Origin of the sequence: Carboxylicivirga fragile (genome assembly GCF_050589805.1) — a bacterium.
In the GTDB taxonomy this organism is placed as follows: domain Bacteria; phylum Bacteroidota; class Bacteroidia; order Bacteroidales; family Marinilabiliaceae; genus Carboxylicivirga; species Carboxylicivirga fragile.
On record NZ_JBNGOY010000001.1, the window covers coordinates 106117 to 130919 of the forward strand.

Annotated in this window: 20 protein-coding genes; 11 read left to right on the top strand and 9 right to left on the bottom strand. The window is 35.0% G+C overall.

Annotated elements, in window-relative coordinates:
• Positions 1 to 19 precede the first annotated feature (19 nt).
• From ACRD7B_RS00500 to ACRD7B_RS00515, 4 genes are all read left to right on the top strand, one after another.
• On the top strand, positions 20 to 511 hold the full coding sequence (locus ACRD7B_RS00500) for a DUF4625 domain-containing protein (protein ID WP_430822472.1): 492 nt from the start codon (positions 20 to 22) through the stop codon (positions 509 to 511).
• A gap of 75 nt (positions 512 to 586) precedes the next feature.
• Entirely contained in the window at positions 587 to 1759 is a 1173-nt protein-coding gene (locus ACRD7B_RS00505) for a MalY/PatB family protein (RefSeq protein WP_430822473.1), read from the top strand.
• Positions 1759 to 2781 (top strand): glutaminyl-peptide cyclotransferase, encoded by a 1023-nt coding sequence (locus tag ACRD7B_RS00510; protein ID WP_430822474.1) that lies wholly within the window; start codon positions 1759 to 1761, stop codon positions 2779 to 2781. The genes ACRD7B_RS00505 and ACRD7B_RS00510 overlap by 1 nt, the downstream gene beginning before the upstream one ends.
• An 11-nt stretch (positions 2782 to 2792) precedes the next feature.
• Complete coding sequence (locus ACRD7B_RS00515; RefSeq protein WP_430822475.1) at positions 2793 to 3887, top strand: glycerate kinase; 1095 nt, start codon at positions 2793 to 2795, stop codon at positions 3885 to 3887.
• On the opposite strand, the gene ACRD7B_RS00520 is transcribed toward ACRD7B_RS00515, so the two are convergent.
• Positions 3877 to 4761: a DMT family transporter gene (locus ACRD7B_RS00520; RefSeq protein ID WP_430822476.1), complete on the bottom strand. Its 885-nt coding sequence runs from the start codon at positions 4759 to 4761 to the stop codon at positions 3877 to 3879. The genes ACRD7B_RS00515 and ACRD7B_RS00520 overlap by 11 nt on opposite strands.
• A 130-nt stretch (positions 4762 to 4891) precedes the next feature.
• On the opposite strand from ACRD7B_RS00520, the gene ACRD7B_RS00525 reads away from it, so the two are divergent.
• Together ACRD7B_RS00525 and pgeF are read left to right on the top strand one after the other, a co-directional pair.
• Entirely contained in the window at positions 4892 to 5692 is an 801-nt protein-coding gene (locus ACRD7B_RS00525; protein ID WP_430822477.1) for a M48 family metallopeptidase, read from the top strand.
• Between the two features lie 117 nt (positions 5693 to 5809).
• On the top strand, positions 5810 to 6601 hold the full coding sequence (gene pgeF, locus ACRD7B_RS00530) for a peptidoglycan editing factor PgeF (protein ID WP_430822478.1): 792 nt from the start codon (positions 5810 to 5812) through the stop codon (positions 6599 to 6601).
• Here pgeF and ACRD7B_RS00535 read toward each other — a convergent pair.
• Together ACRD7B_RS00535 and ACRD7B_RS00540 are read right to left on the bottom strand one after the other, a co-directional pair.
• A complete protein-coding gene (locus tag ACRD7B_RS00535; RefSeq protein WP_430822479.1) occupies positions 6598 to 7431 on the bottom strand; it encodes an aminotransferase class IV in 834 nt (277 codons plus the stop codon). The two genes, pgeF and ACRD7B_RS00535, sit on opposite strands and share 4 nt — an antisense overlap.
• Positions 7432 to 7518: 87 nt before the next feature.
• On the bottom strand, positions 7519 to 8058 hold the full coding sequence (locus ACRD7B_RS00540) for a hypothetical protein (RefSeq protein ID WP_430822480.1): 540 nt from the start codon (positions 8056 to 8058) through the stop codon (positions 7519 to 7521).
• A 156-nt stretch (positions 8059 to 8214) separates the two neighbouring features.
• Here ACRD7B_RS00540 and ACRD7B_RS00545 point away from each other — a divergent pair, with 156 nt between their 5' ends.
• The 4 genes from ACRD7B_RS00545 (at position 8215) to ACRD7B_RS00560 (ending at position 12003) form a co-directional block, all read left to right on the top strand.
• A complete protein-coding gene (locus ACRD7B_RS00545; RefSeq protein ID WP_430822481.1) occupies positions 8215 to 9393 on the top strand; it encodes a lipoprotein N-acyltransferase Lnb domain-containing protein in 1179 nt (392 codons plus the stop codon).
• Between the two features lie 132 nt (positions 9394 to 9525).
• On the top strand, positions 9526 to 10002 hold the full coding sequence (locus ACRD7B_RS00550; protein WP_430822482.1) for a thioredoxin domain-containing protein: 477 nt from the start codon (positions 9526 to 9528) through the stop codon (positions 10000 to 10002).
• Positions 10003 to 10008: 6 nt separating this feature from the next.
• The gene (locus tag ACRD7B_RS00555; RefSeq protein ID WP_430822483.1) at positions 10009 to 10590 is read left to right on the top strand and encodes a thioredoxin family protein; all 582 of its coding nucleotides are present in this window, start codon (positions 10009 to 10011) and stop codon (positions 10588 to 10590) included.
• Between the two features lie 84 nt (positions 10591 to 10674).
• A complete protein-coding gene (locus ACRD7B_RS00560; protein ID WP_430822484.1) occupies positions 10675 to 12003 on the top strand; it encodes a serine hydrolase domain-containing protein in 1329 nt (442 codons plus the stop codon).
• Between the two features lie 537 nt (positions 12004 to 12540).
• Here ACRD7B_RS00560 and ACRD7B_RS00565 read toward each other — a convergent pair.
• Together ACRD7B_RS00565 and gyrA are read right to left on the bottom strand one after the other, a co-directional pair.
• The gene (locus ACRD7B_RS00565) at positions 12541 to 13725 is read right to left on the bottom strand and encodes a tetratricopeptide repeat protein (protein ID WP_430822485.1); all 1185 of its coding nucleotides are present in this window, start codon (positions 13723 to 13725) and stop codon (positions 12541 to 12543) included.
• A gap of 47 nt (positions 13726 to 13772) precedes the next feature.
• Positions 13773 to 16310 (bottom strand): DNA gyrase subunit A, encoded by a 2538-nt coding sequence (gene gyrA / locus ACRD7B_RS00570; RefSeq protein WP_430822486.1) that lies wholly within the window; start codon positions 16308 to 16310, stop codon positions 13773 to 13775.
• Between the two features lie 259 nt (positions 16311 to 16569).
• Here gyrA and ACRD7B_RS00575 point away from each other — a divergent pair, with 259 nt between their 5' ends.
• Positions 16570 to 19077, top strand: a complete 2508-nt coding sequence (locus ACRD7B_RS00575; protein ID WP_430822487.1) for an ATP-dependent Clp protease ATP-binding subunit — start codon at positions 16570 to 16572, stop codon at positions 19075 to 19077.
• A gap of 87 nt (positions 19078 to 19164) precedes the next feature.
• On the opposite strand, the gene ACRD7B_RS00580 is transcribed toward ACRD7B_RS00575, so the two are convergent.
• Genes ACRD7B_RS00580 through ACRD7B_RS00595 form a run of 4 tightly spaced genes read right to left on the bottom strand, consistent with a single transcriptional unit; the run spans position 19165 to position 24802 of the window.
• Positions 19165 to 20307: a 1-acyl-sn-glycerol-3-phosphate acyltransferase gene (locus ACRD7B_RS00580; protein WP_430822488.1), complete on the bottom strand. Its 1143-nt coding sequence runs from the start codon at positions 20305 to 20307 to the stop codon at positions 19165 to 19167.
• 1 nt (position 20308) lies between these two features.
• Complete coding sequence (gene flxY, locus ACRD7B_RS00585) at positions 20309 to 21601, bottom strand: flexirubin biosynthesis putative acyl-CoA ligase FlxY (RefSeq protein ID WP_430822489.1); 1293 nt, start codon at positions 21599 to 21601, stop codon at positions 20309 to 20311.
• A 16-nt stretch (positions 21602 to 21617) separates the two neighbouring features.
• Complete coding sequence (locus ACRD7B_RS00590; RefSeq protein ID WP_430822490.1) at positions 21618 to 23285, bottom strand: C45 family autoproteolytic acyltransferase/hydrolase; 1668 nt, start codon at positions 23283 to 23285, stop codon at positions 21618 to 21620.
• Positions 23286 to 23287: 2 nt separating this feature from the next.
• Positions 23288 to 24802 (bottom strand): phytoene desaturase family protein, encoded by a 1515-nt coding sequence (locus ACRD7B_RS00595; RefSeq protein WP_430822491.1) that lies wholly within the window; start codon positions 24800 to 24802, stop codon positions 23288 to 23290.
• Position 24803: the final 1 nt, after the last annotated feature.

Genomic DNA, 24803 nt, shown 5'->3' on the forward strand with positions numbered 1-24803 from the left:
AGTTACTAAAACCAAAAGAATGAATAAGTTTTTTAAAATTATTTTCCCAATAGCCATTATTTTATTAGGCTTAACTGTTAGTTGTGGTGGTAGTGATGATCCTGCTCCAACGCCTCCTGATACTGAAAAACCAACTGTTACATTTACAAAGCCAAATGCTAGTGGTTCGACTTCTTATACAAAAGGTGCTGCATTAGATATTGATGCCACTTTTGCTGACAATGATGGATTAGCAGAATGTAAAATTACAATTACATATAATGAAGCAACACCAAGTGCTGGATTAAAGGGTATTACAGATCCATGGAAAAAAGCAACCAACGGAAGTGATCCTGGCGAACATGTAGTAACTTTCAATGGAGAAAAATCAAAAAAAGTAGAAATTTCTCAATTGTTTAATGAGAATATAGAAACTGAATGTAAAGGTGGAAGTTATACCTTAACTTTTGATTTTAAAGATAAAAGTGGAAACGAAGCAATTGAAAAAGTTGATGTTACTATAGAAGGTTAATTCCTTAAAAATATTTATTTTTGAAAAAGGGCTTATGCCCTTTTTTTTATACCATAACCATAATAAAAGACCACAATGTACGATTTTAATAAAATAATTGATCGCACTGGAACTAATACCTATAAGCTCGATTTAAGAGAGAAAAATTTTGGTGAAGCTGATGTTGTACCGCTATGGGTGGCTGATATGGATTTCGCTGCTCCGCCGGAGGTGCAATCCGAAATACAAAAACGTGCTGCTCACCAAATATATGGCTATACCATTCGAAAAGATGAATTTGCTAATTCCATTGTTGATTGGTGTGCATATAAACATAATTGGGAAATTCAGGCCAACTGGATTGAATATTCTCCAGGTGTTTGTCCAGCCTTAGCTTTTTCAATAATTGCCTTAAGCAACGAGGGAGATGGCATTATTATAAATACGCCAGTTTATCCTCCTTTTCACTCTGTAGTGAAAGATAATAATCGAGTACTTCTAAAGAGCTCCTTAATAGAAGAGAATGGGCGGTTTACTTTTGATTTCGACGATTTTGAAAAGAAAGCTGCCTTAGAAACAACCAAGCTTTTTATTTTATGCAATCCGCATAACCCGGTTGGAAGAGCTTGGTCTAGAAATGAGTTAGAAAGAATTAATGACATCTGCCTAAAACACAAGGTCATTGTATTGGCTGATGAAATACATTCTGATTTAATTTTATGGGATAAACAACACATTGCGTTTGCATCTTTAAATGATGAAGCTGCAGCAAATTGCATAAGCTATATGGCACCTTCTAAAACTTTCAATATCGCAGGGTTTAATACTTCATATGTTATTGCTTCAAACCCTGTTTTGTTATCTGCCTATAGAAAAACACAAGTTAGACTTCAATTAAACCTTGGTCATGTAATGAGCAGTATTGCTCTTACTTCGGCTTATAATTTAGGACGACCATGGTTAAAAGAGCTGGTTCGTTATATTGAAGGTAATATTACATTTATGGATGAATTTCTTAGGGCAAATATGCCTGAAATCACATTCCATAAGCCTGAAGCGACATATTTGACATGGTTGAATTTCAAGGCATGGGGATTATCACAAAAAGATCTTAAGAAATTGATTTACTCACAAGCGAAGGTAGGTTTGAATGATGGTAGTTCATTTGGTGCAGAAGGAGAAGGTTATATGCGTTTAAATGTAGCTAGTCCACGTGCAACGATTGAAAAAGGTTTAAAACAATTATTAGAATGTCGTCCTAACATGTAATGAAGGAATTAAAATACATATGCTTACTAGTTCTTGTTGTTATATTTTGTGCATGCGGCATACAAATAAAGAATCATACGGCAGATACTAATGGAGTTTTAGTATTTGAATATGGTGATTCTATTGCTTTTAAATTGAAAAAAGATAAGGTAATAATTGATTCGGTTTATGAGGCGTCAACAAAGCGGTACATTACTGTGGATGCCCAGTCATACTATTACAATTTGAGCGGTCTTCAAGGAGGCTTGAACCAAATAGATTTAGTTTTTTATTTATCGAACGGTAAAACCAAACGTATTGAACGATCGTTTCAAATCATATCTGATATAGCGCCTGAAATTCTCAAGATAAGTGAATATACCTTGATAGATCATGATACGAGCCTTTTTACCCAAGGGCTCGTTTATGATAGTGGTTATTTATTCGAATCGGCTGGATTATACGGACATTCTACTATAAATAAAATAAATGCTTCCAATGGAAAAATAATACAGCAAAGCAGCTTAGATTCGATGTATTTTGCCGAAGGGCTTTGTTTGTTTGATAATGAATTAAACATGCTAACATGGAAAGAGGGTAAACTCTTTCGTTTCACAAAAGAGCTTGGGTTTATAAGCGGACATCGATACAGGCACGAGGGGTGGGGTCTAACAAATACAGATTCTGTTTTGATTTGTTCGGATGGCACTTCAAATTTGCGTTTTATTTCTCCACGAGATTTAAAATTAATTAAACAAGTAACTGTTATTGATAAGGTCGGGGAAGTTCGTTACATCAATGAAATGGAGTTTATAAATAATCAGATTTGGGCCAATAAATTGGGTCAACCGGATATCTTAATCATCGATATTGATACAGGAAGGGTATTAAGGATATTGGATTTCTCTGATTTAATAGAAGAGCATGCTTTGGATAGCTTTGGTTCATTTAACGGGATCGCTTTTAACAAAAAAGCAAATCTGCTTTATGTTACTGGTAAAAATTGGCCGTATTATATAGTTTGCGATATACCTAACTTTTAAACTGAATCTCAATGAAAAATGTTTTTATTTGTTGCGATTCTTATAAGGGAACGCTTAGTTCAAAGCAAGTAAACGATATTATCTATCAGGAATTATCTACAGAAGGAGATTACTCATTCATTACGAAGGAGCTTGCAGATGGAGGAGAAGGCTCTCTGTCAATAATTAAGCAAGTAACTAGCAAAGTTGAAGAAATACATGTTCCGGCTTATAATCCAGTTGGAAATATTATACAGGCTTCTTACCTACGTAATGAAAGGATAGCTTATATTGAGGTTGCTGTTGCAACTGGTATTAGCCTATTGTCCAAATCGGAGAAGGATCCTTTAAAACTTAATAGTTATGGAACCGGACAGCAAATTTTACACGCCATTAAGAATGGCTGTACAGAGATTCACCTTTTTTTAGGTGGTAGTGCCACTGTTGACGGCGGTACGGGAATATTATCTGCTTTGTCTGAAATTCCTTTCTCGAATACTAATCAACTTCTTGACTTTTCTGTCTTTGACCTAAATAATGTGACATCCCTTTTAAGGCATGTTCAATTTCAATTGATCTGTGATGTAAAAAATACACCTACAGGAAACAATGGGGCAGTTAGGGTATTTGGACCACAGAAAGGTGCTAATAAGGTAGCTATTGAATTACTTGAATCACAAATGATCAAATGGATTAATCATCTGACTTCTTCTAGTGGCATAAAGTTGTCTGAGCATGAAGGATTGGGAGCTGCAGGTGCAATTGGCTTGCCTATTGTTGCCCTGGCTGATACCAAAATAAAGACTGGTTTTTCTTATTTTAATGAGCTCATGCACTATCAAAATAATATTGAATGGTGCGATGTCTTAATCACTGGGGAAGGTTGTATTGATGAACAAACAATAATGGGTAAAGGACCTGGCAAGCTAGCTAAATTGGCTTATAAAAGGAATAAAAAGGTTATTGGAATAGGAGGCATTGTCAAATGCAAACCAGCTTATTTTGACGTGGTATTCTCAACCATTGGTACGAACAACACCACTCATGATCTACTGAATAATGCTGAAAAAAGACTCGTAAATGTACTACCACACATAAAAGATTACATAAATAAAATCATTCCTTAGATTTTGTTTTTGAATGTGTTAATAAGGGATGTAAAAATACAGCTAACAGAATAACGGCCGTACCAATGTAAAATCCAGCCGACATTAGTTCACTTTGACCAAAAATAACCCAAGCAAGCAGAATCCCGTAGATAGGCTCCATATTAATAGCTAATACCACTGTATAAGCTGAAAGTACTTTCATGACATCAACAGCAACAACAAAGGCATATGCCGTGCAGACCAGACCCAAAATTAACACATATACAATATCCATATTGGTTGGCATGAGTAGATTACCATCAAATGTGCCTGAGAAAGCTAAGAAGATAGTAATGGCTCCAAATCCACTTAACATTTCATAGAAACTAATGGTTACGGGGTGATGTTTGTCAATAAAGAACTTATTTAGCACAGTGAATAAACCAGCGAGAAAAGCCGAAATTAATGCTGTAATAATACCTTGCCAATAACTCAACTCGAATTGAAATATCAGATATAAACCAGATATAATCAATAAGCCAATGAAAACTTCAAGCCACTTTATTTTTTTACGAAAAATAATTGGTTCCAAGAAACTGGCAAAAAGGGTAGTTGAAGCCATGCAGCCCAATGTTACCGATACGTTCGATATTTTAACTGCGTGAAAGAAAGTGATCCAATGAAATGCCACAACAATACCAACAGCCGTAATTTGCAGAATGTTTTTCCATCCAATATTAAAAGATAGTTTTTTATAATAGATAATGAGTCCCAATACAGCAGCTGCTATGAACATGCGATACCAAACTAACTGAGGTGAGGGCAAACTTATGAGTTTACCCAATATGGCGGTAAATCCGTATAAAAGAACGACAAAGTGAAGTTGTAAATGATTCTTTAAGAGCTTATTCATTTCTATATCTTAATTATTGTTCGCAAATTAAGCATTACTTTGGGTTTTACACATTATTTTTGTCATAGGCATATCAATTTTAGATATACTTTGTTATAGATAAAGAACAAACAGAATAAATATAAAAATCATGAAAAATTGGCCTTTAGCTTTAAGCATTGTTTTAATAGTAACACTTCTAACATCATGTGCTACTGTACCTATTACTGGGCGTAAACAACTTAATTTAGTGTCTGATTCGGAAGTTATGTCGATGAGTTTTTCTCAATACGATCAGTTTTTGAAAGAAAATAAACTATCGACCAATAAGGAACAGACAGCAATGGTAAAAAAAGTAGGTAAGGAAATAGCTGCTGCTGTTGAGAAATACATGGCTGACAATGGCTATTCGAACCACATAGCAGGTTTTGATTGGGAATTTAATTTAGTTGACGATGAAACACCAAACGCGTGGTGTATGCCTGGAGGAAAGGTGGTATTTTACACGGGCATATTGCCATATACAAAGGATGAAGCTGGTTTAGCTGTTGTAATGGGACACGAAATTGCCCATGCGGTAGCAAAGCATGGTAACGAGCGTATGAGTAACCAGATGGCTGTTCAAACCGGAGGAACTGCACTTTCAGTTGCCATTGATGAAAAGCCTGAAGAGACAAAGGCTATTTATATGGCCGCATTCGGCTTAGGATCACAATATGGATTTATGCTTCCTTATTCAAGAACACATGAAACCGAAGCGGATAAAATGGGACTCATTTTTATGGCAATGGCTGGTTATAATCCACAAGCAGCAGTACCGTTTTGGGAACGTATGGCAGCTGGTGGTGGACAAAAACCACCTGAATTCATGAGCACACACCCAGCTGACGATACGCGAATTAAAGATTTACAAGCATATATGCCGGAGGCTTTAAAGTATTATAAGAAATAAGAGAATATGACTTATTTAGAAAAAGGAGGGAACAAAACCCCCCTTTTTCTGTTTGAATAAACGGTTAATTAATACATTATAGTTATATTTTTTATATACCCTTAAAATTACATTCTATTGTTTGCATATTGTAATTTCTGCGAAAACTCAAAAGATAGCTGGAAGATTGATGATGAATCGGTTAGATACTTTGTAAGCGATAAGCATGGTGGAAGCTCTCGTTCTCCTTATGAAGAATTAAACATGGGAATGAATGTAGGTGATTGCGTAGATGATGTGTTATACAATCGATTGCTTATTGCCCGCCATAGTGGCTTACCTTTGAACCGATATGTGTATGCCAGTCAGGTTCATGGTAATAATATTACAACAGTTTCAGAATCTGATTTAAGTGAAGACTCTTATTCAGTAATAAAAGCAACAGATGGGCTTATTACCCGAGATAAATATATCGCTCTAATAGTTTTAGCTGCCGATTGCGTTCCAGTTATTATTTACGATGAAAACATTGGTGCAGCTGGAGTTTTCCATGCTGGATGGAGGGGTGTTGCCAATTCGATTGTTCCTTTGGGTATTGAACAGATGCACAAAGAGTTTGGGAGCCAAATTGAATCCCTTAAAGTATTTATTGGTCCTTCCATCGGAGCTTGTTGTTATGAAGTAAAAGGTAAGGTAATCGACCAGATTCAATCGGCAGTTCCTAACTCTGATAAGGTGGTATTACGTAAGGATGGTAAAACATTCATTAATTTGAAAACCGGAATTGAACAACAGTTGCTAAAGTTAGGATTAACAAACTCGCAAATAACAACTTCTTCGGATTGTACCAAATGTAAATCCGACCAATACTATTCGTATCGACACAGTTCTGAGACAGGACGTTTTTGTGCGGGAATATACCTTACTTAAACAGTTTCTTTGTTTCTCTTGTACAAATCTATTGCTTTATTAAGCTCACTAATTAAAAGATTAACAAGGGGATTATTTACTTTTAATTGGTGATTATCCAATTGTTTTATGGGCAATATACGTGGTGTTGTTCCTGTTATAAAAGCTGCGTCAACAGTATCAATATCAGCTTTTTTTAGCAATTTATAAACGATATCTTTGTTTAATTTACCAGCTAATTCAATTACTTTTTTTCGAATTATTCCCGGAAGCACTACTTCTTCAGGAGCAGTTATTATTTCATCATTTATAATAAAAAATAAATTAGACCGACTGCCTTCCGTTATTTGATCTTGCTCATTTACCAGAAGCGTTTCATAAATAAGCTCATCTTTCAAAATAGCATTCGCTTTTCCACGCACTTCGAGGTTATAAATTTTTGCTGTAGGGTGATGACGTTCCGCTTTTTGGAAGCAAGTGACAATACCGTCATTTATTTGATCCGCATTTGGGTAAATACTTGGTAAAAAATGAGCTTGAAACTGCCTGTCACCATTATTAAAAAAACGAAAATCCAGCTTTATATTACCATTTACAATGGTATTCGCTGAAATTAAGGTTTTAATAGCATTAAGTAACTGATTATGCTTTTTCCAATTTACCTTATTTGCTACTTTTAGGCTATGTTCAAGCCTTAACAAATGATCTTCAATAAATAAAGGACGGGAGTCTTCAATTCGAAAAACCTCATAAATGCTCATATCCTTGTCATCATATTCACCATTAAAAAAGTCGACAGACTTTAATGTACGATCTTGATAAAAATATTCTCCTTTAATGTTAAAGCGCATTTATAAATTTGCTGAATTATTTAAGAGTGAAAAGATAACAAAAAAATAGAAACCTACGACCTATTTTATTCAAAGCTTAGCTGTTTATTATTGGTTTTGATATAAGTCCTTAAGTAGTTTCTTCGCACGATTCACAACCCCTTTGCTACCATATGGAATTAGATTTTCAAGAACAATAATTAATTCCTGTTTCAGATCAGGGTAAGCCTTACATAACTTGAACAGAATTAACATGCAGTGCGCTTTTACAGCTATCGGAATTTCTTCGCTTTGCAGCCAGGTAAAACAGGCATCAATTAAATGTCCATCAGCTAATTCACTCAGGTCATATTGAGTTAGTATACGTGCATAATGCCGCTTTATACTATGGTTTGATTCATTGGGTAGTTTCTTTATTATTGTTGGAATATATTCTTTAAGTAAAGCATTGTCCAAATCATGAATCATATCGATAATATAAGCCGAACGCCAGGCAATTTTTGCATCGGGATGGTTATTTAAATCGAACATGATACGAATATCAGTGGGAGAGTGGCATATATCGGAAGCTAGTTCATTGAAACCACCAGATAACCACCTATCCACTAATATATCTTGTAATTGTTGACTGCGTTTAGTTGTATTCATATCGCTTCATACAAAAATATAAAAACATAAATATAAGTAGCTCTATGATTTCTCTTTTTCAACAAAAGGTCAATTTTTAATGAAATCATGAACCAAAATGTTTCTGTGTCGTGGTGCATTCCGAAGCTTTAATTATATTCGTTAAATTTTTTTAATATGAAGCGCGTACTATTTCTTATATCTATCATATTTTTTTCATCCAATACATTTGCAGCCAAGCAATTATCGCAGGAAGCAAAGATATCTCTATTGACCTGTTCGCCGGGAAAAGGGGAGGTTTATACAATTTATGGGCATAGTGCCATTCGGGTTAAAGATGATTTATATAATATTGACTCAGTGTTTAACTATGGAACTTTTGATTTTAACACGCCTAATTTTTACCTAAAATTCGCCAATGGAAATTTAAACTATTTCCTGTCAGTAAGAAGCTTCAAAGGTTTTTTGCAAAGTTATTTTCATAACGAACAAAGTGTTTGGGAACAGGAGTTAAACCTAAGTCAGGAGGAGAAACAAAAGTTGTTTAATGCGCTGGTTTTAAATACGCAACCCGAAAATAGATTTTATCGTTACGATTTCTTTTTTGATAATTGTGCCACCAGAATCAGGGATATTGTTCTGGATAATATTGATGGAACAGTGAGTTATAGAGACACCACTGAGAAGGTAAGTTCTTTTCGATCATATATACATGAATATGAGGCTAAAATGCCCTGGGTTCTGCAAGGTTTGGATATTCTATTGGGATTAAAAACGGATGATCCTGCCTACCTGCATGATCAAATGTTTTTGCCCGATTACCTTATGTTGTATTTCTCAAAAGCTTTAAAACACAATGGGGAAGAGAAAGTAGGTTTGGTAAAAGAAATGCAGCCACTTCTTAAGTTTGAAAATAATGAAGATCAGAATAAAGCAATTTCTCCAACTCTGGTTTTCTGGCTCTTACTATTAGTAAGTCTTTTAATATTAGTATATGAGTTACGTCTGCGCAAAAAGCCACTAATGATTTTTAATCGTATCATATTTTTCGTTACAGGCCTTGTGGGTGTATTGATTTTATTTTTAATGTTTATCTCACATCATGCCGTTACTGGCGAGAATTTCAACATTATGTGGGCTTTACCTACTTTTTTAATCTTAGCAGTTTTACCACTTAATCGATACCGTACAAATTTTATAAAGTACCTTTTAATTTTTAGTCTTAGTACACTATTTTTGTTCTTAGCAGCTTGGTTTATTATTCCACAGCAATTGCCACCAATGGTTTTTCCAATAGCCATCTTATTATTCGTGCGTTTAGCTTTATTATATAGGTACATTTTTCAACAGAAATAAGTTTTTGCGAACCTTTTTATTTCACTTCTGTTTTAATATCAGATAGATAAAACTTTTAAACGTTTTCTAATTATCATAATTGATAGTGGGAAGGTTTTTGAAGGTGAATTATTTAATGGTAAACAGAAATAAGTGAAAAAGTTTGTTTTAATACTAGTTATAATTTTTGGAGTTAATACGCTGTTTTTAAAGGCACAGCAACCATCAGTTGTTAAAGCCGATGAACTTGTCAAACGTATTGAAAGTCCGTCTGACACCCTCTATATTGTTAACTTTTGGGCTACTTGGTGCGCTCCATGTGTCGAAGAACTACCTGTATTTGAATCTTCCATTTATAAGTCAGATGATACAATTATTAAAATATTACTAGTTAGTCTAGACTTTAAACAGGCATATCCGTCACTGGATTTATTCTTATCAAAGCATAATATTACCGAAGATGTTTTGTGGTTAAATGAAAAGAATCCAAATACTTGGGTTGATAAAATAGATAAAAGTTGGAGTGGTGCCATTCCTGCTACAAAATTATACTACGGTAGCAAACAGCTATTTCATGAGGGACAAATAAGCATAGATCAATTGCAAAAAATGATTAATAATTTAAAATAGAAAGATATGATTAAGCAAGTATTATTCACCGCAATGTTATTGGTATCATCAATCAGTTTTGCTCAATTAAAAGTTGGCGATGTTGCGCCTGATTTCAAATTGCTAAACACAAACATGCAGATGGTTTCGTTAAGTGATTATTCTGAATATGAAGGTGTTGTTGTTATTTTCACATGTAACCATTGTCCATATGCGAAATATTATGAGGATCGTATGAAAGCCTTAAATGAAAAGTATGAGCAAAAAGGATTTCCGGTAATTGCAATTAATCCAAATGATTCAGTTGCCTATAAAACAGACGGTTTTTCATATATGGTTGAAAAAGCATATGACTTCCCTTACTTACTGGATAATAAGGGAGTATATAAGAAATATGGTGCTACAAAAACGCCTCATGTCTTCCTGTTAAAACAAGAGAACAATGGCTTTAAAGTGGCCTATATTGGAGCTATAGATGATAGCCCCCAGGATGAAACACAGGTTGAAGAAAAATATTTGGAGATCGCAATTAACGCGGTTAAACAAGGAAAAAAGCCAAAATACAGCAGTACGAAGGCAATAGGATGTAGCATTAAACCTTTTAAGTAGGTAATTAGCTTAAATTAAGGCCTTAAAATTTCAAGAAGTTCAAGTAAACTGTTATTTTTGCACCCAATGAGTGGTACAAGAAATATGAGATTATTACTAAAAACATCCGTTTCAGTAATAATGGGGACGGTGATTTGGGCTTCTTTTGCATTTTTTTATCCAATGACGGAGTCATTTGGAAGTGATTTTACACCACCTAAAAACACACCTAATTCTTTTAAAGTTGCCAATTTCTTTTCTGAGAATGATGAATTTGCCTATTTAGAGAAGCAAGTAAATCGTTTTATTCGAAGAGAACACTTGGCTGGTGCATCCGTTGCTATAGCTAAAGATGGTGAATTATTATATGCTAAAGGCTTTGGTTATGCAGATAAGGAAAACATGCATCTTGTTGAGCCACATCATTTATTTCGTGTAGCGAGTGTTTCAAAACTCGTGACAGCAGTTGGCGTTATGAAGATGATAGAAGATGGCCAATTGACACTCGATAGTAAAGTATTTGGTCAATCTGGTATTCTTAACGACTCAATCTACCTAAATTATATTGATAAACGAGTTACTGATATTACTGTAAGGCATTTACTTGAACATAGCGGAGGATGGACCACAAGATGGGGTGATCAAATGTTTATGCCAACCATTATAGCCCGATCATTAAAGAAATCCTTACCTGTTGATGAATCTGACATAATACGCTTTGTACTGAGTAAACGCTTACATTTTACTCCTGGACAATCTTCTTATTACTCAAATTTGGGTTATATGGTACTGGGTCAGGTTATTAGTAAGGTATCTGGATTAGATTACGAAAAGTATATTCAAACAAATGTACTGTATCCATTGGGTATTTTCGATATGCAATTGGGAGGTAGCCATTTAAATGAAAGGGTTGAATCGGAGGTTAAATATTACGAGCCTGAACAAACTTTTTATGTAGATGATTATACCGGCACGGGCGAACAGGTACTTCGTACTTATGGAGGAAATGATATGCACACCTTGGGTGCTGCTGGTGGTTGGATTGCATCATCAACAGATCTAATGAAATTATTGTTGTCAATTGACGGTTTTGAATCTTATCCCGATGTTCTTGATGAAGAGTCAATTGAAACGATGTCGACACCAATTCGTTTGGGTTATAGTCCGTTAGGATGGCGAAGAATTAAGAAAGATGCCTGGTATCGCACTGGTACGCTGGCTGGAACATCAGCTTTAATGGTTCGTAAAAACGATGGAATATCATATGTGGTATTGGTAAATACAGGAAGTTGGAAAGGACCCGCATTAGCCAACGACATAAGTAAAGTAATGGAACGTGGTTTACGTAAAGTTACTGATTGGCCTGAGTATAATCTTTTTGAGTTAGATAATTCATGGGCATCTAACAGAAAGCGTCCTCAGGTGATATATTAATGATTCTCTAGGCTCTAAAAAAGCAATCATTTCAATTTCTTATTATTATCAGAATATAATATAACTCAGGATTATGTAATTATTTCTAAGATAGATAAGCTTAGTCTAATTGAAATAATCTTGTATTCTTAAATTTAAACTGGTTCTTATAATAATGAGTGCGTATTAAGTTCGATCATTATTATCATAATTAAGGCAGTTTCTTTTACTTATTATTTTTGATCTTTACTACAACTTAAGAATACCTCGTTAAAATTTCTATCAATTTCAGGTTTTGTTATATATTAGCTGATATTAGGATTACAAATCAAGGTTATTTAAGTTTTTAGTTTGTTTCCGGAAACGTTTGAGCTTACTATATAATTCTTAGCAATGATTATCTATTTTCGTTATGCCTGAATTTCTTGAGGGTTTACAGGTTTTTAAATTCCATTGGTAATAAACGATCCCCATATGCTTGTCCTATATTTGATATTATGTTATTTTTAAGTATAAATAAATAGCCAGACTAATTCTGGCTATTTATTCTTAATATTCTTAGTTAGAACCTAAAGCTTCAATTTTAGCTTTAACCTCATTGTACTTATCCATATTTTCAAATCGATAATACAATCCTTTTAAAGTTTCTAATACTGCAACCTTTTCACCAACACTTTGCGATTCAGGCTGAACTAAATGTGCTTTTTCCAAATATGGTAAAGCTTGTTCCCAATAGCCGTTTGCTACTTCAATTGCTGCATTGTATTCTTTTGTAGTCGTTTTATCATTGGCAATACCTTGTTGTTCTACGCCTTTGTTGAAATAAATTACGCCAATATTATACAATGAATTAAAAAAGTTGTCATCTATTTCAAGACATTTCTCATAATTACTGATTGCCTCTTCTTTATCAATACTCTCGAATAAGACACCACGGGCATAATAGAATGATGGATTGCTAGGATCTTTTTCAATAGCCGTATTTAAGTAATCAAGTGCCGCATCGTTTTGTTTGCTATCTAAATAAAACTGAATTAGACTTGTTAAAATACGACTATCTTCAGGAAATAATTCAAAACCACGTTGTAGGTTTTGAGCCAATTTAACAGAATCACCAGTTTCATCAAATACTTGATCTAACAGTAATATAGCATCTCCTCCACCATATTTATAATCTATGGCTTTGTTAAAATACTCTTCAGCTTTTTCCCAATTCTTCGCATTGTAGGCTGCTAAAGCACAGTTATAAATAATAGAAGTATCAACAGCTGCACCTTCTTCTGCCATTACAGGTAAAGAATTAATGTACAGAACATTTTCAAATGCGAATAATGCTTGATTAAAATCTTCTGTATTAAACCCTTCGATACCAGAATTAGTAAGATCAGGCTTAAAGAAAGTTAATTGTAATTTGATTTCCTTCTCATATTTGCCAATACCTTTTCCTTTATGATCACCTTTTTGATCTAGCTCAATGGCTTTTTTGTAAAAATCAACGGCTTTCTTAATGCCGTCAGCATCTTTACCATTTTTGTATAATTCGGTATATACTTTTGCTGCAACAATGTAAGTTTTAGGCCAATTAATTGACTTTTCATGTTCCAATGCGACATCAATCGCTTTCTGTGCAGCCTCAAAATCATTTGTATCTAAGTAACCAGATGCAGCAGAAACTTTACCTTTTTGGGCAAATACTGCGGAAACAGTTAACATTAAAATTGCAAATAGCGCGACTCTTTTCATTACTAAAAGTTTTAGATTTATTCTGTATGGTAATTTAACTTTAAAATTTATTCATTTGTTGTTTCAGTTGAATTATCAGTATCAACATCGTTTTCAGGAATTTCAGCTCCTTCAGTAAGTTGTTCTTCTTCTAATTCTACTTCAGATGTAACTTTAGCAACCGACGCTATCTCATCTTGTTTTTTCGACAAGTTGATTAAACGTACTCCTTGAGTTGCTCTTCCTGTAACCCTCATATCACTAACAGATAGGCGAATGGCAATACCTGAACGATTGATAATCATCAGATCATTGTCATCTGTTACGTTCTTAATCGTAATAAGTTCCCCTGTTTTGTCAGTAATTTTCATGGTTTTTACACCCTTACCACCGCGGTTGGTAACTCTGTAGTCTTCCGTTTTTGATCGTTTACCAAAACCTTTTTCAGAAACAACTAAAACATCTTCTGACTCTATATCCTTCACAGAAATCATGCCAACAACTTCATCATGCTCTGAAGCCAGCGTTATTCCTCGTACCCCGGCACCTGTTCGACCTATACATCTAACCTGAGATTCGTTAAAACGAATAGCACGACCAGAACGTGAGGCCATCAAAATTTCTGTCTGACCATTGGTTAAACGAGCTTGCAACAACTCATCATTTTCTTTAATTGTTATGGCATTAACTCCATTAACACGAGGGCGAGAATAATCCTTAAGAAGTGATTTCTTAACGATACCCTTCTTAGTACCCATGATGATATAGTTCTCATTCACGTAATCCTCATCGTTCAATTTCTTAACTCGGATAAACGCTTTTACTTGATCATCAGGATCGATATTAAGTAAATTTTGGATAGCCCTACCCTTACTGTTCTTCGTTCCTTCAGGTATTTCGTATACTTTTAACCAGAAACACTTACCTTTTTTAGTGAAGAACAACATCGTATTGTGCATCGATGCTGGATAGATATATTCAATAAAATCCTCTTCACGAGTTGTAGAACCTTTTGAACCAACTCCTCCTCTATGCTGTGTTTTAAACTCAGCTAGTGGCGTACGTTTCATGTAACCCAAATGCGAAATTGTAATAATCATTTCATCATCTGCGTAGAAATCTTCAGGGTTGAATTCTTCAGAACTATATACAATATCAGTTCGGCGATCATCGCCATATTTAGCTTGTACTTCAATTAACTCATCCTTGATGATGTTCATGCGTAACTCAACATTAGCTAGAATCTCTTTCAAATGAGCAATCTCTTTCATCAATTCATCGTACTCAGCTCTTAGTTTATCTTGCTCTAGTCCTGTTAATTGACGCAGGCGCATCTCAACAATTGCACGCGCTTGAATATCAGTTAATTCAAATCGATTAATCAAATTCTCGCGAGCTTCATCAGGAGTTTGTGCAGCACGAATAATCTTGATTACTTCATCAATATTATCACTTGCGATAATTAATCCCTCAAGAATATGGGCACGTTTTTCAGCTTGATCTAATTCGTATTGCGTACGGCGAACAACCACATCGTGACGATGCTCTACAAAACACTCAAGCATCTGTTTGAGGTTCAATAATTGAGGACGTCCCTTAACTAAGGCGATATTATTAACTCCAAAAGACGTTTGTAAAGCCGAGTATTTAAATAAATGATTTAGAACAACGTTTGCAATTGCATCTCTTTTCAAGTCAATAACGATACGCATACCATTACGATCCGATTCGTCATTGATATTTGAAATACCATCTAACTTCTTTTCATTAACAAGGTCAGCTATCTTAATAATAAGCTCAGCCTTATTAACCATGTATGGTATCTCGGTAATAACGATCTTTTCGCGACCGTTACTTTCTGTTTCAATATCAGATTTAGCACGTATAACAATACGTCCCTTACCAGTATTAAAAGCATCTTTTACACCTTGATAACCATATATTGTACCTCCTGTTGGGAAATCAGGAGCTTTAACGATTGAAATTAAATCTTCAATTTCAATGTCATTATTTTCGATATAGGCTATGGTAGCATCGATGGTATCTTTTAAGTTATGAGGAGGCATATTAGTAGCCATACCCACAGCAATACCAGAAGCACCATTCACTAATAAGTTAGGAATACGTGTTGGTAACACGGTTGGTTCCTTTATAGTATCATCAAAGTTGAGTTGAAAGTCAACCGTATTCTTATCTATATCGATCAACATTTCTTCGGCTAGTTTATTTAAACGAGCCTCAGTATAACGCATGGCGGCAGGGCTATCGCCATCAACCGAACCAAAGTTACCTTGTCCATCAACTAAAGGGTAACGCAACGACCATTCCTGTGCCATACGTACCATTGCAAAATAAACAGATGAATCGCCATGCGGGTGAAACTTACCAAGTACCTCTCCCACAATTCTTGCGGACTTTTTATAACCTTTATTGGCCGCAAGTCCTAATTCGCTCATTCCATACAAAACCCTGCGATGAACGGGTTTCATACCATCTCTCACGTCGGGCAAAGCGCGCGAAACAATCACTGACATCGAGTAATCGATGTAGGCAGATTTCATCTCCTCTTCAATGTTGATTCTTATTATCTTTTCTCCTTCAGTCATTTATGATTTTATTTTGATATGCTATTACAATAAAAAATGGCTTTTTGAAGGCCATTTTTTGAACGCCCTAATTTAAGTAAATTAGCTAACATGAGAAAGCGAAAAAGACACCAATTTATTAACAATTAATTGCTATAGGAGCATCCATATAAATATGCTAATTTTGACTATTAAATGAGATTCATTATTTTCATGTTTGTAAACAACATGTATATTTGACTTGTTAGTTAAAAAAAACGAAAATTCATCAACTAATTATATGGATTTAAATTTTTCACCACGTATTAAAGACGTTATATCGTATAGTAAAGAAGAGGCGGAACGTTTAGGCAATCACTTTATATCACCTGAGCATTTAATGCTGGGGATATTGCGTGAAGGAGAAGGTACGGCAATGGGTATATTACAAAACTTGGAAGCTGATATTCCTCGTATTAAAAAAGCCATTGAAAAATACCTCAAGGGTGACGAACCAATACGAAACGAGAATCTTCCTTTGTTAAAGTCTACCGAAAGAGTGCTTAAGTTAGTACATCTGGAGGCTAAATTACTAAAGAGTGAACGTATTGATACGGGACATTTATTAATTGCTCTTCTAAAAGAAAAGAGCAGCGTAATATGGGAAATTATGGCAGAAGAAAATATTCATTACCAAAACGTTAAAAGCCTGCTTGAGGCACAGCAACCAATAGCTAAAGCTGATTATCCAGAGGATGACGATCAGGAAAGCTCATTCTCAGGTTCGAGTAGTTCGGGTGAAGGTTCCAAATCTAGTTCCAAATCAAGTTCGGATACACCTGTGCTTGATAACTTTGGAATTGATATCACTAAGGCCGCTGAAGAAGGACGTTTGGATCCAATTGTTGGACGTGAGAAAGAAATTGAACGTTTAGCTCAAATATTAAGTCGTCGTAAAAAGAATAATCCGATATTGATTGGTGAGCCTGGTGTAGGTAAATCGGCCATAGCAGAAGGATTAGCTTTGCGTATTAATGAGAAAAACGTATCAAGAGTTTTATTCGATAAACGAGTTGTAACTTTAGATTTAGCTTCAATTGTAGCGGGAACAAAATACAGAGGGCAATTTGAGGAGCGAATGAAAGCCATTTTAAATGAGCTAAGTCGTAACCCTAGTATTATTTTATTTATCGATGAAATACACACCATTGTTGGAGCTGGTGGGGCTACTGGCTCTTTAGATGCTGCAAATATGTTGAAACCTGCGCTTGCGCGTGGCGAAATTCAATGTATTGGAGCTACTACTTTGGATGAGTACCGCCAACATATTGAGAAAGATGGTGCCTTGGAACGTCGTTTCCAAAAAATAATGGTGGAACCTACCTCTATCGATGAAACGGTTGAGATTCTGAATAACATTAAAGCTAAATACGAAGATCATCACAATGTGAATTACGATGGTGATGCTATAGAAGCCTGTGTCAAACTAACAGAGCGTTATATTTCTGATCGCCATTTACCCGATAAAGCAATTGATGCGCTTGATGAAGCTGGTTCGCGTGTACATATCTCAAATATCGTTGTTCCCGAAACAATTGTTAAGATTGAAGGTGAAATTGATGAGATTAAGGAGAATAAAATAAAAGCTGTTAAAGCTCAAAACTTTGAATTAGCGGCTAGTTTCCGTGATAAAGAGAAGAATCTTCTTGATAGCCTTGATGAAGCTAAGACTAAGTGGGAAGAAGAACTTCAACAACATCGCGAAACAGTTGATGCTGAAAAAGTTTCGGAAGTAGTTGCAATGATGACTGGTATACCTGTTCAACGAGTTGCACAGGCTGAAGGCTTCCGCTTATTAAAAATGGGAAAAGAATTAAATGGTAAAGTTATAGGACAAGACGATGCCATTGTGAAAATTGTTAAAGCAATTCAACGTAACCGAGCCGGATTGAAAGATCCTAACCGTCCAATTGGTTCATTTGTATTTTTAGGCCCTACCGGTGTTGGTAAAACACACTTGGCTAAAGTGCTTGCACAATATTTATTTGATACAACTGACGCGCTTATTCGTATTGATATGAGTGAATACATGGAGAAATTCTCGGTGTCGCGTTTGGTTGGAGCTCCTCCGGGATATGTTGGGTACGAAGAGGGTGGTCAATTGACAGAAAAGGTACGCCGTCGCCCTTATGCAGTGGTGCTTTTAGATGAAATTGAAAAAGCTCACCCCGATGTGTTTAATTTACTTCTTCAGGTACTTGATGAAGGAAGATTAACCGATAGTTTGGGACGAAAAGTGGATTTCAAGAACACGATTATTATCATGACTTCGAATATTGGTTCACGCGAATTAAAAGATTTCGGTCGTGGCGTAGGCTTTACACCTTCTAGTAGTGCTTCTGATCAGGAACATGCAAAAGGGGTTATTGAGAAAGCGCTAAAGAAAGCTTTTGCACCTGAATTCATTAATAGAATTGATGATGTTGTTATTTTCAATAATCTTGAAAAAGATGATATTCACAAAATCATTGATATCGAATTAAAAGGTCTTTATAAGCGAGTTGAGGGACTTGGCTATAAACTTGAATTAACTGATGAAGCTAAAGACTTTATTGCATCTAAAGGTTATGATATTCAGTATGGAGCAAGACCACTGAAAAGAGCCATACAGAAGTATCTCGAAGATGAAATGGCGGAGGTTATCATTCAGGCATCTGTTTCGGAAGGAGATATTATTAAAGTAGATTACAATGCTGATGAGAAAAAGATTGAAACAGAAATTGTTGAATTATCGAAAAAGAAAAAGTAATAAATACTTAATTTAAATAGAAATAGGCAAGCTTTATTAGCTTGCCTATTTTATTATATATTCAAGCGCATAAATATTTAATTGGAATTACTTCTGATTAAGATAATTTCTTACTGGTGCTGCATACATTTCGTATAACTTTTGTTTAGCCATATTCTTATTAATAGCCGATAATTCATTGGCCTTTCTATCGATTAAAGCTCTTGTTTCCTTAATATCCGTTTCATTATAAGTTACATTCAAGCCCGAATCTATATATGAAATGATGTCATAACATACATAATTGATGGGATTCAATTTATAATTCAAATAGATTTGTCGATCCATTTCCTTACACACATTCTCATGAATATTACAAGCAGTTAATGTATCCGCATTGGCATCAATAAAAGAGTTGATTGGCTCACCAAAAGCCAGATGTATCTTGCCTTTCTTTCCTGTTATACCAGTTAATACACTATTAAAATCTTCATCTTTCTTTTTAGCATACGAGCCTTTTTCAGAAATGATACTTTCATTAACTTTAAGTATATCGCAAGGTTCAAGCTCATAAGAGATACTCACAGGGACAATATTAAACTGTTTGATTGCTTTAATTGGATCTTTTTGTTTGATCGTTAACATCTTTAAAAGAGAGAGCTGCGTTTTATCATTCCCATTTTTTGTTCGCCCATCCCTCTGGGCTATCCAAATTGATTGATCTTCTTCGGTGAGAACCTTTTTAATATATAATGAATGAGCTAAAGCGTTGTAGTAAATGTCATTTCGAGATCCTCCACGATAAAAAGTGAACATCTTGTTAATTTTTCCGATGTCGATAATAAACTGATTACTCATTAAATTACTACCAAAAGTAATTTGAGTTGTTCGATGCCCATTTGTTAATAGTACATTCTGGAGAATTGCACTATCCATAACAATATCGCGATGGTTCGATATAAATAAATAAGAAGAATCATTTCTTAGATTCTCCAGACCGGAAAATGAAAAACATGAAGCCGTTTTATTCAGAATTTCCTCAACAGCACTACTGCTAAATATCCTTTGAAAATCATTGGTTGATTTAACATTTCGCATTTGTTCCAACGAAATATCAATATCCTGATTGGGAAAAACATATTTAAGTATCTGCTCAAACTCTTTGTGTTTCAGAAGTCTTATCATTGCCTCCTGCACCTCTATATCATTATACGGTCGCATCTCGACCAACTTTCGATCTAAATCAATCATACTATACCCTGTTATCCACAAATGTTACTGGCTTCCTGCTCATATCGGGAAATTGCATCTTAGAAATTTCTGACGGAGCATAAAATGCCACGGAAGGTGCAACTCTTAATTTTGTTCTGAAGCTATCCTTTATCAATTTCTCAAGCTTCTCACTTATATTATTCGCCCCTATTCTGATCTGTATGTCATCCGTTCCAATCGTGTTTTTATCCACTAAAACAATGTAATTTTCCACCCCTTCAATATCATTTAACACATCGTATAAGGCAGGAGGATAAAGTGTTGTACCCTTATATTTTATCATCTGATTTTTACGTCCAATTACAGGACCTAATCTGGTTGTTGTTCGTCCACATTCGCATTTTTCAGTATGGTGATTACAAATATCACCAGTTTTAAAACGAAGCAATGGCATTCCTTCAACTCCTAATGTGGTAATTGTTACCTCTCCTGGAGTGCCCGGTTTTACCGGCTTTTCATTTTCATCCAAAAATTCCACAATTATCATTTCAGGATGATGATGTCCACCCTTACCAAACTGACAATCGGTAAAGGCTGTTCCCATTTCTGTTGATGCATAGGTTGAGAATAACTGAATGTCCCATTTATCTTTAATGCGCTGTCCTAATTTATTTAAAGAAAAATCTTCGTTGCGAATACTCTCGCCTATGCAAATAGCTTTTGTGATTGAGCTATTCTTGTAGTCGATATTATTTTTCTCGGCATACTCAACCAACTTTAGTAAAAAAGACGGAACAGTAACCAAAGCAGTGGGCTTTATGCGTTCAATGGTGTCAAATTGCAAACCTGGATTTCCGGGACCCACTCTAACGATGGCACCACCCAGTTTCCTGATGCCTTCGTAGTAGGCCATTCCGGCCATAAATCGGCGATCTAAGGTAACCATCAACTGGAAAATATCATCAGCCCTTGCCGTTGCACAAGCAAATGAAATGTACTCATTATAAGCTAAGCGCTGTAAATCTTTTTCTGTTTCCGCAAACACAACTGGCTCTCCACTTGTACCAGATGTAGTTAAATAATCGATTACTTTTTTAGGTTTAACACATAAAAAATCCATATTGTGCTTTTGCAGATCATCCTTCGATGTGGTAGGAATATGAACCAAATCATCCAAAGTATTTATCTTGCTAATATCTACCTTATGTGTTTTGAAGAATCGTTGATAAAAAATAGAATTTTCTTGTAAATAGTTTAGCAAGCCTTTCAGTTTTCCTTCCTGATAAAGCTTTATATCTGCTTGTGCTTGGGTTTCTATTTTTGGTATTAGCATTTTAGTCATTTAAACATTAATTCAACTCTTCCATTTCCTTAAGTGCATCTATAACCTGCCGACGATCAACTTGACGAGGAAACTCACATTCTAGTGCCTTATTAAAATATTGGCGAGCCTTATTAAAAGCCTTCAATTCTTTATAATGTTGTGCAATAATGTAATAAGCGTAATAATAGTTAGGGTTTTTAATTAAAATATCAGTTATCGAACTCTCCGATAATTCTACGATATTATCATCCCCCATATGTTCTTTTATAGAATCTAACTGTTGACGGTATTCCCAAATGGACTCAACACCACCCTTACGGTAAAAGTTGGAGGACTTAACGCTTAGGCTATCTATTATAAAATCGGGCCTTGACACATTAAAAGTATCTGAGAACAAAACATTTAAATCATACGCAACAAAATCATTTTCTTGATATGGAAATTGCGATACCCACATCAATCTTTCACTTGGTTTAAATACAAGCGAGTGATGGCATATAAGCTGGTTAACTGCCATTTCGTTACTTAAACCAATATCTGAATTATTTAAGCCCTTTTTATCACGTAAAATGGCAACCATTTTTTCATGATCGATATTACTGCTTTGATCTATTAATTCATGTGTTCGATTTAAGCGATATACTGAGCAACCTTCATTTTTAGCTTCTATATTTAGCTTACTATCTGCAAGTTTCTTGCTTTGAAAATGATTGGTTAAAACCAATTTGGAGGACTCTGAATCATAGACATCGGTCTCATCTAACGATTTCTCAATTACTACAGCTCTATTATCAAAAGCTGAGCTGACAAAGAAGGATTCGGAAACAAAGGTTTCGTGATCGGCAATAATTTCATAGGCCTCTTCGATGTTCTTGGCATTCTGTAAAACGGCTCTCGAGACTAATGACACAGGCGATTTAGCCGACATAGGAATACCTGACTTAGCAGAATTCAGACTAATAGATAAGCCATGTTCATTCATACCGGAAAGTACTCCAATCATTCCGCCCCATGCTATGTAGGCAAATTTATATCCGGAATCAGGCTTACAGAAAACAACAATTTTCTTTCTGGCAAAGTCATCGCCTGCTGAAAAATCCAAATTACGACCAACGAATAAACTGCTATCTTTCGTATACTCATTTTGAACACTAAAGGCTGTACAATTAACCAGATTCATATTTTGGATTGTATGTCCTATATCATGTGCCGCATGATAGTTTAACATACGATGATATTTATCGCCGATAAAATCAAAATCATCCGAGGCTGATAATGAAATACCATAAATTTCCTGTCTGTATTCCAATGGGATGAAATCATCCAGATCCTTATTAAAAATGGTAATAAAATACCTCAGATAATTAAGGGTAGTTTCAGATGGAATTAATGTTTTTATAAAATTTACAAAATGAAGCTCTTGCTCTTGTGCCAGTTCTTTGGTTAATAAACCGTTTTTAACCCCCATTTCAAAAGGAGCGCCAGATATATATAATTCATATAAACCTCCCTTGTTTTTATGAAGCCAATCATCGTCGCATACCCAAAGATTACTATCTTGTTGCACTACTTTGTAATTATTAAGCAGCGAATAATCCACATTAGGTGGAGAAAGAATCATTGATCGAATGGAAATATAAGTAATTCCAATAACCACCAATAAGGCTATGAATATGTATTTAATCCATTTCATACTTATGTTGTTTGCTTGTGCTTGCGTAAATCTGCCATAATGTTATTAATTCCTTCTATCTCGCCACATGTAAGAATTGCTCCTATTGAAACGCCTAATATTCCATGCATGTTTATATTTTGGCCCGTTAGAAATAAATTTTTCACCCTTGTACGTGGCTGAATCTGCGACTCAAAAGGGTTACGATTATCAACCGATACGCCATACATTGCACCTTCACGAACACCCGTATAATCGCGATAACTTAATGGCGTGGAAGAATAAGTGTTTGCTATATCCTTTCTTATGCTTGGAAACTTCTTTTCAATCAAGTTAATCAACTGATCGCTCTTTTGAGCTTTCATTTTTTTGTAATCATCACCTCGCTTTTCAATTTCAGTATCAAACCAAGGAGCCATTTCATTATATTCCATTGGCGATAATACTATCATACTTTCGGCATATCCCTTGTGCTCCTTACTTTCCTTCATATAAAGCATAAAGCCCTGCGGCCATGTTTGTTCGCTATAGTTATCTATACCCCAAACGTCTTTATCGTTGTAATAATAAAGATTGGAGTTAATGTACTTGACGGATTTTTCTTTAAATACAACATAAAGACTAAAACAGGAAATGGTTTGTTCTTGTCTTTTCAAACGACTAAGGTATACCTTTCGAAAATTACCCCCCGTTGTCATTTCCATTGTAGTTAATGGATCAATGTTAGAAATAACAATTTTGGCTTGAATTGAATTTTGGCCTTTAACCTTAACTTCTTCTATTCTATCTTTATCACAGATTAAACCCTCAACTTTTGCCTGTGTAAGAACCCTTCCTCCATTGTTTTCAATTACTTTTTTGAAAGCATTTGCTATTTGTCCTCCCCCATGTTTCAACTTATAGGCACTTTGCAAATAAAAAATAGAAATGACTGCATGTATAAATAGAGAAGCCGATTTCTTTTTACCTGCATACAATGAGTTAGTATAGCACAATATATTTTGTAAATCTATATCTGAAGTAATACTCGAAACAAATTCAAATACATTTTCATCTAAGCCCTTTTTACCGGCCAATTCAAATACATTAACGTCTCGCAGATTAATAATATCAACCGAACTAAATATTTCTTTCAGTTTGTTGATATAGGTCTTAATGCCATCTTTCTCATTTGGAAAAGATTCAATTAGTTTCTCTTTGAACTGTTTAATTCCCTGAGGTATAGAAAACTCCTTATTATTAACATTTAAAACATCAAACGCATGCAAATCCAGCTTTTCGGCATCCACATCCTTGTAAATGGCAAAATATCGAAATAATGTATTTAATATCTGACCATCATCGTAGCTACCAATGTAATGCATACCAGTATCAAACAGTTTTCCTTTCCGTTTAAAATCCTGCAAACACCCACCTATTTGATGGTGTTGTTCAAGTACACAAACGCTATAACCTCTTTGACTTAATATACTTCCACAAGCAAGTCCACCCAAGCCACTTCCAACAATCACAATATCATATTTGCTTTGTGTTTCCATT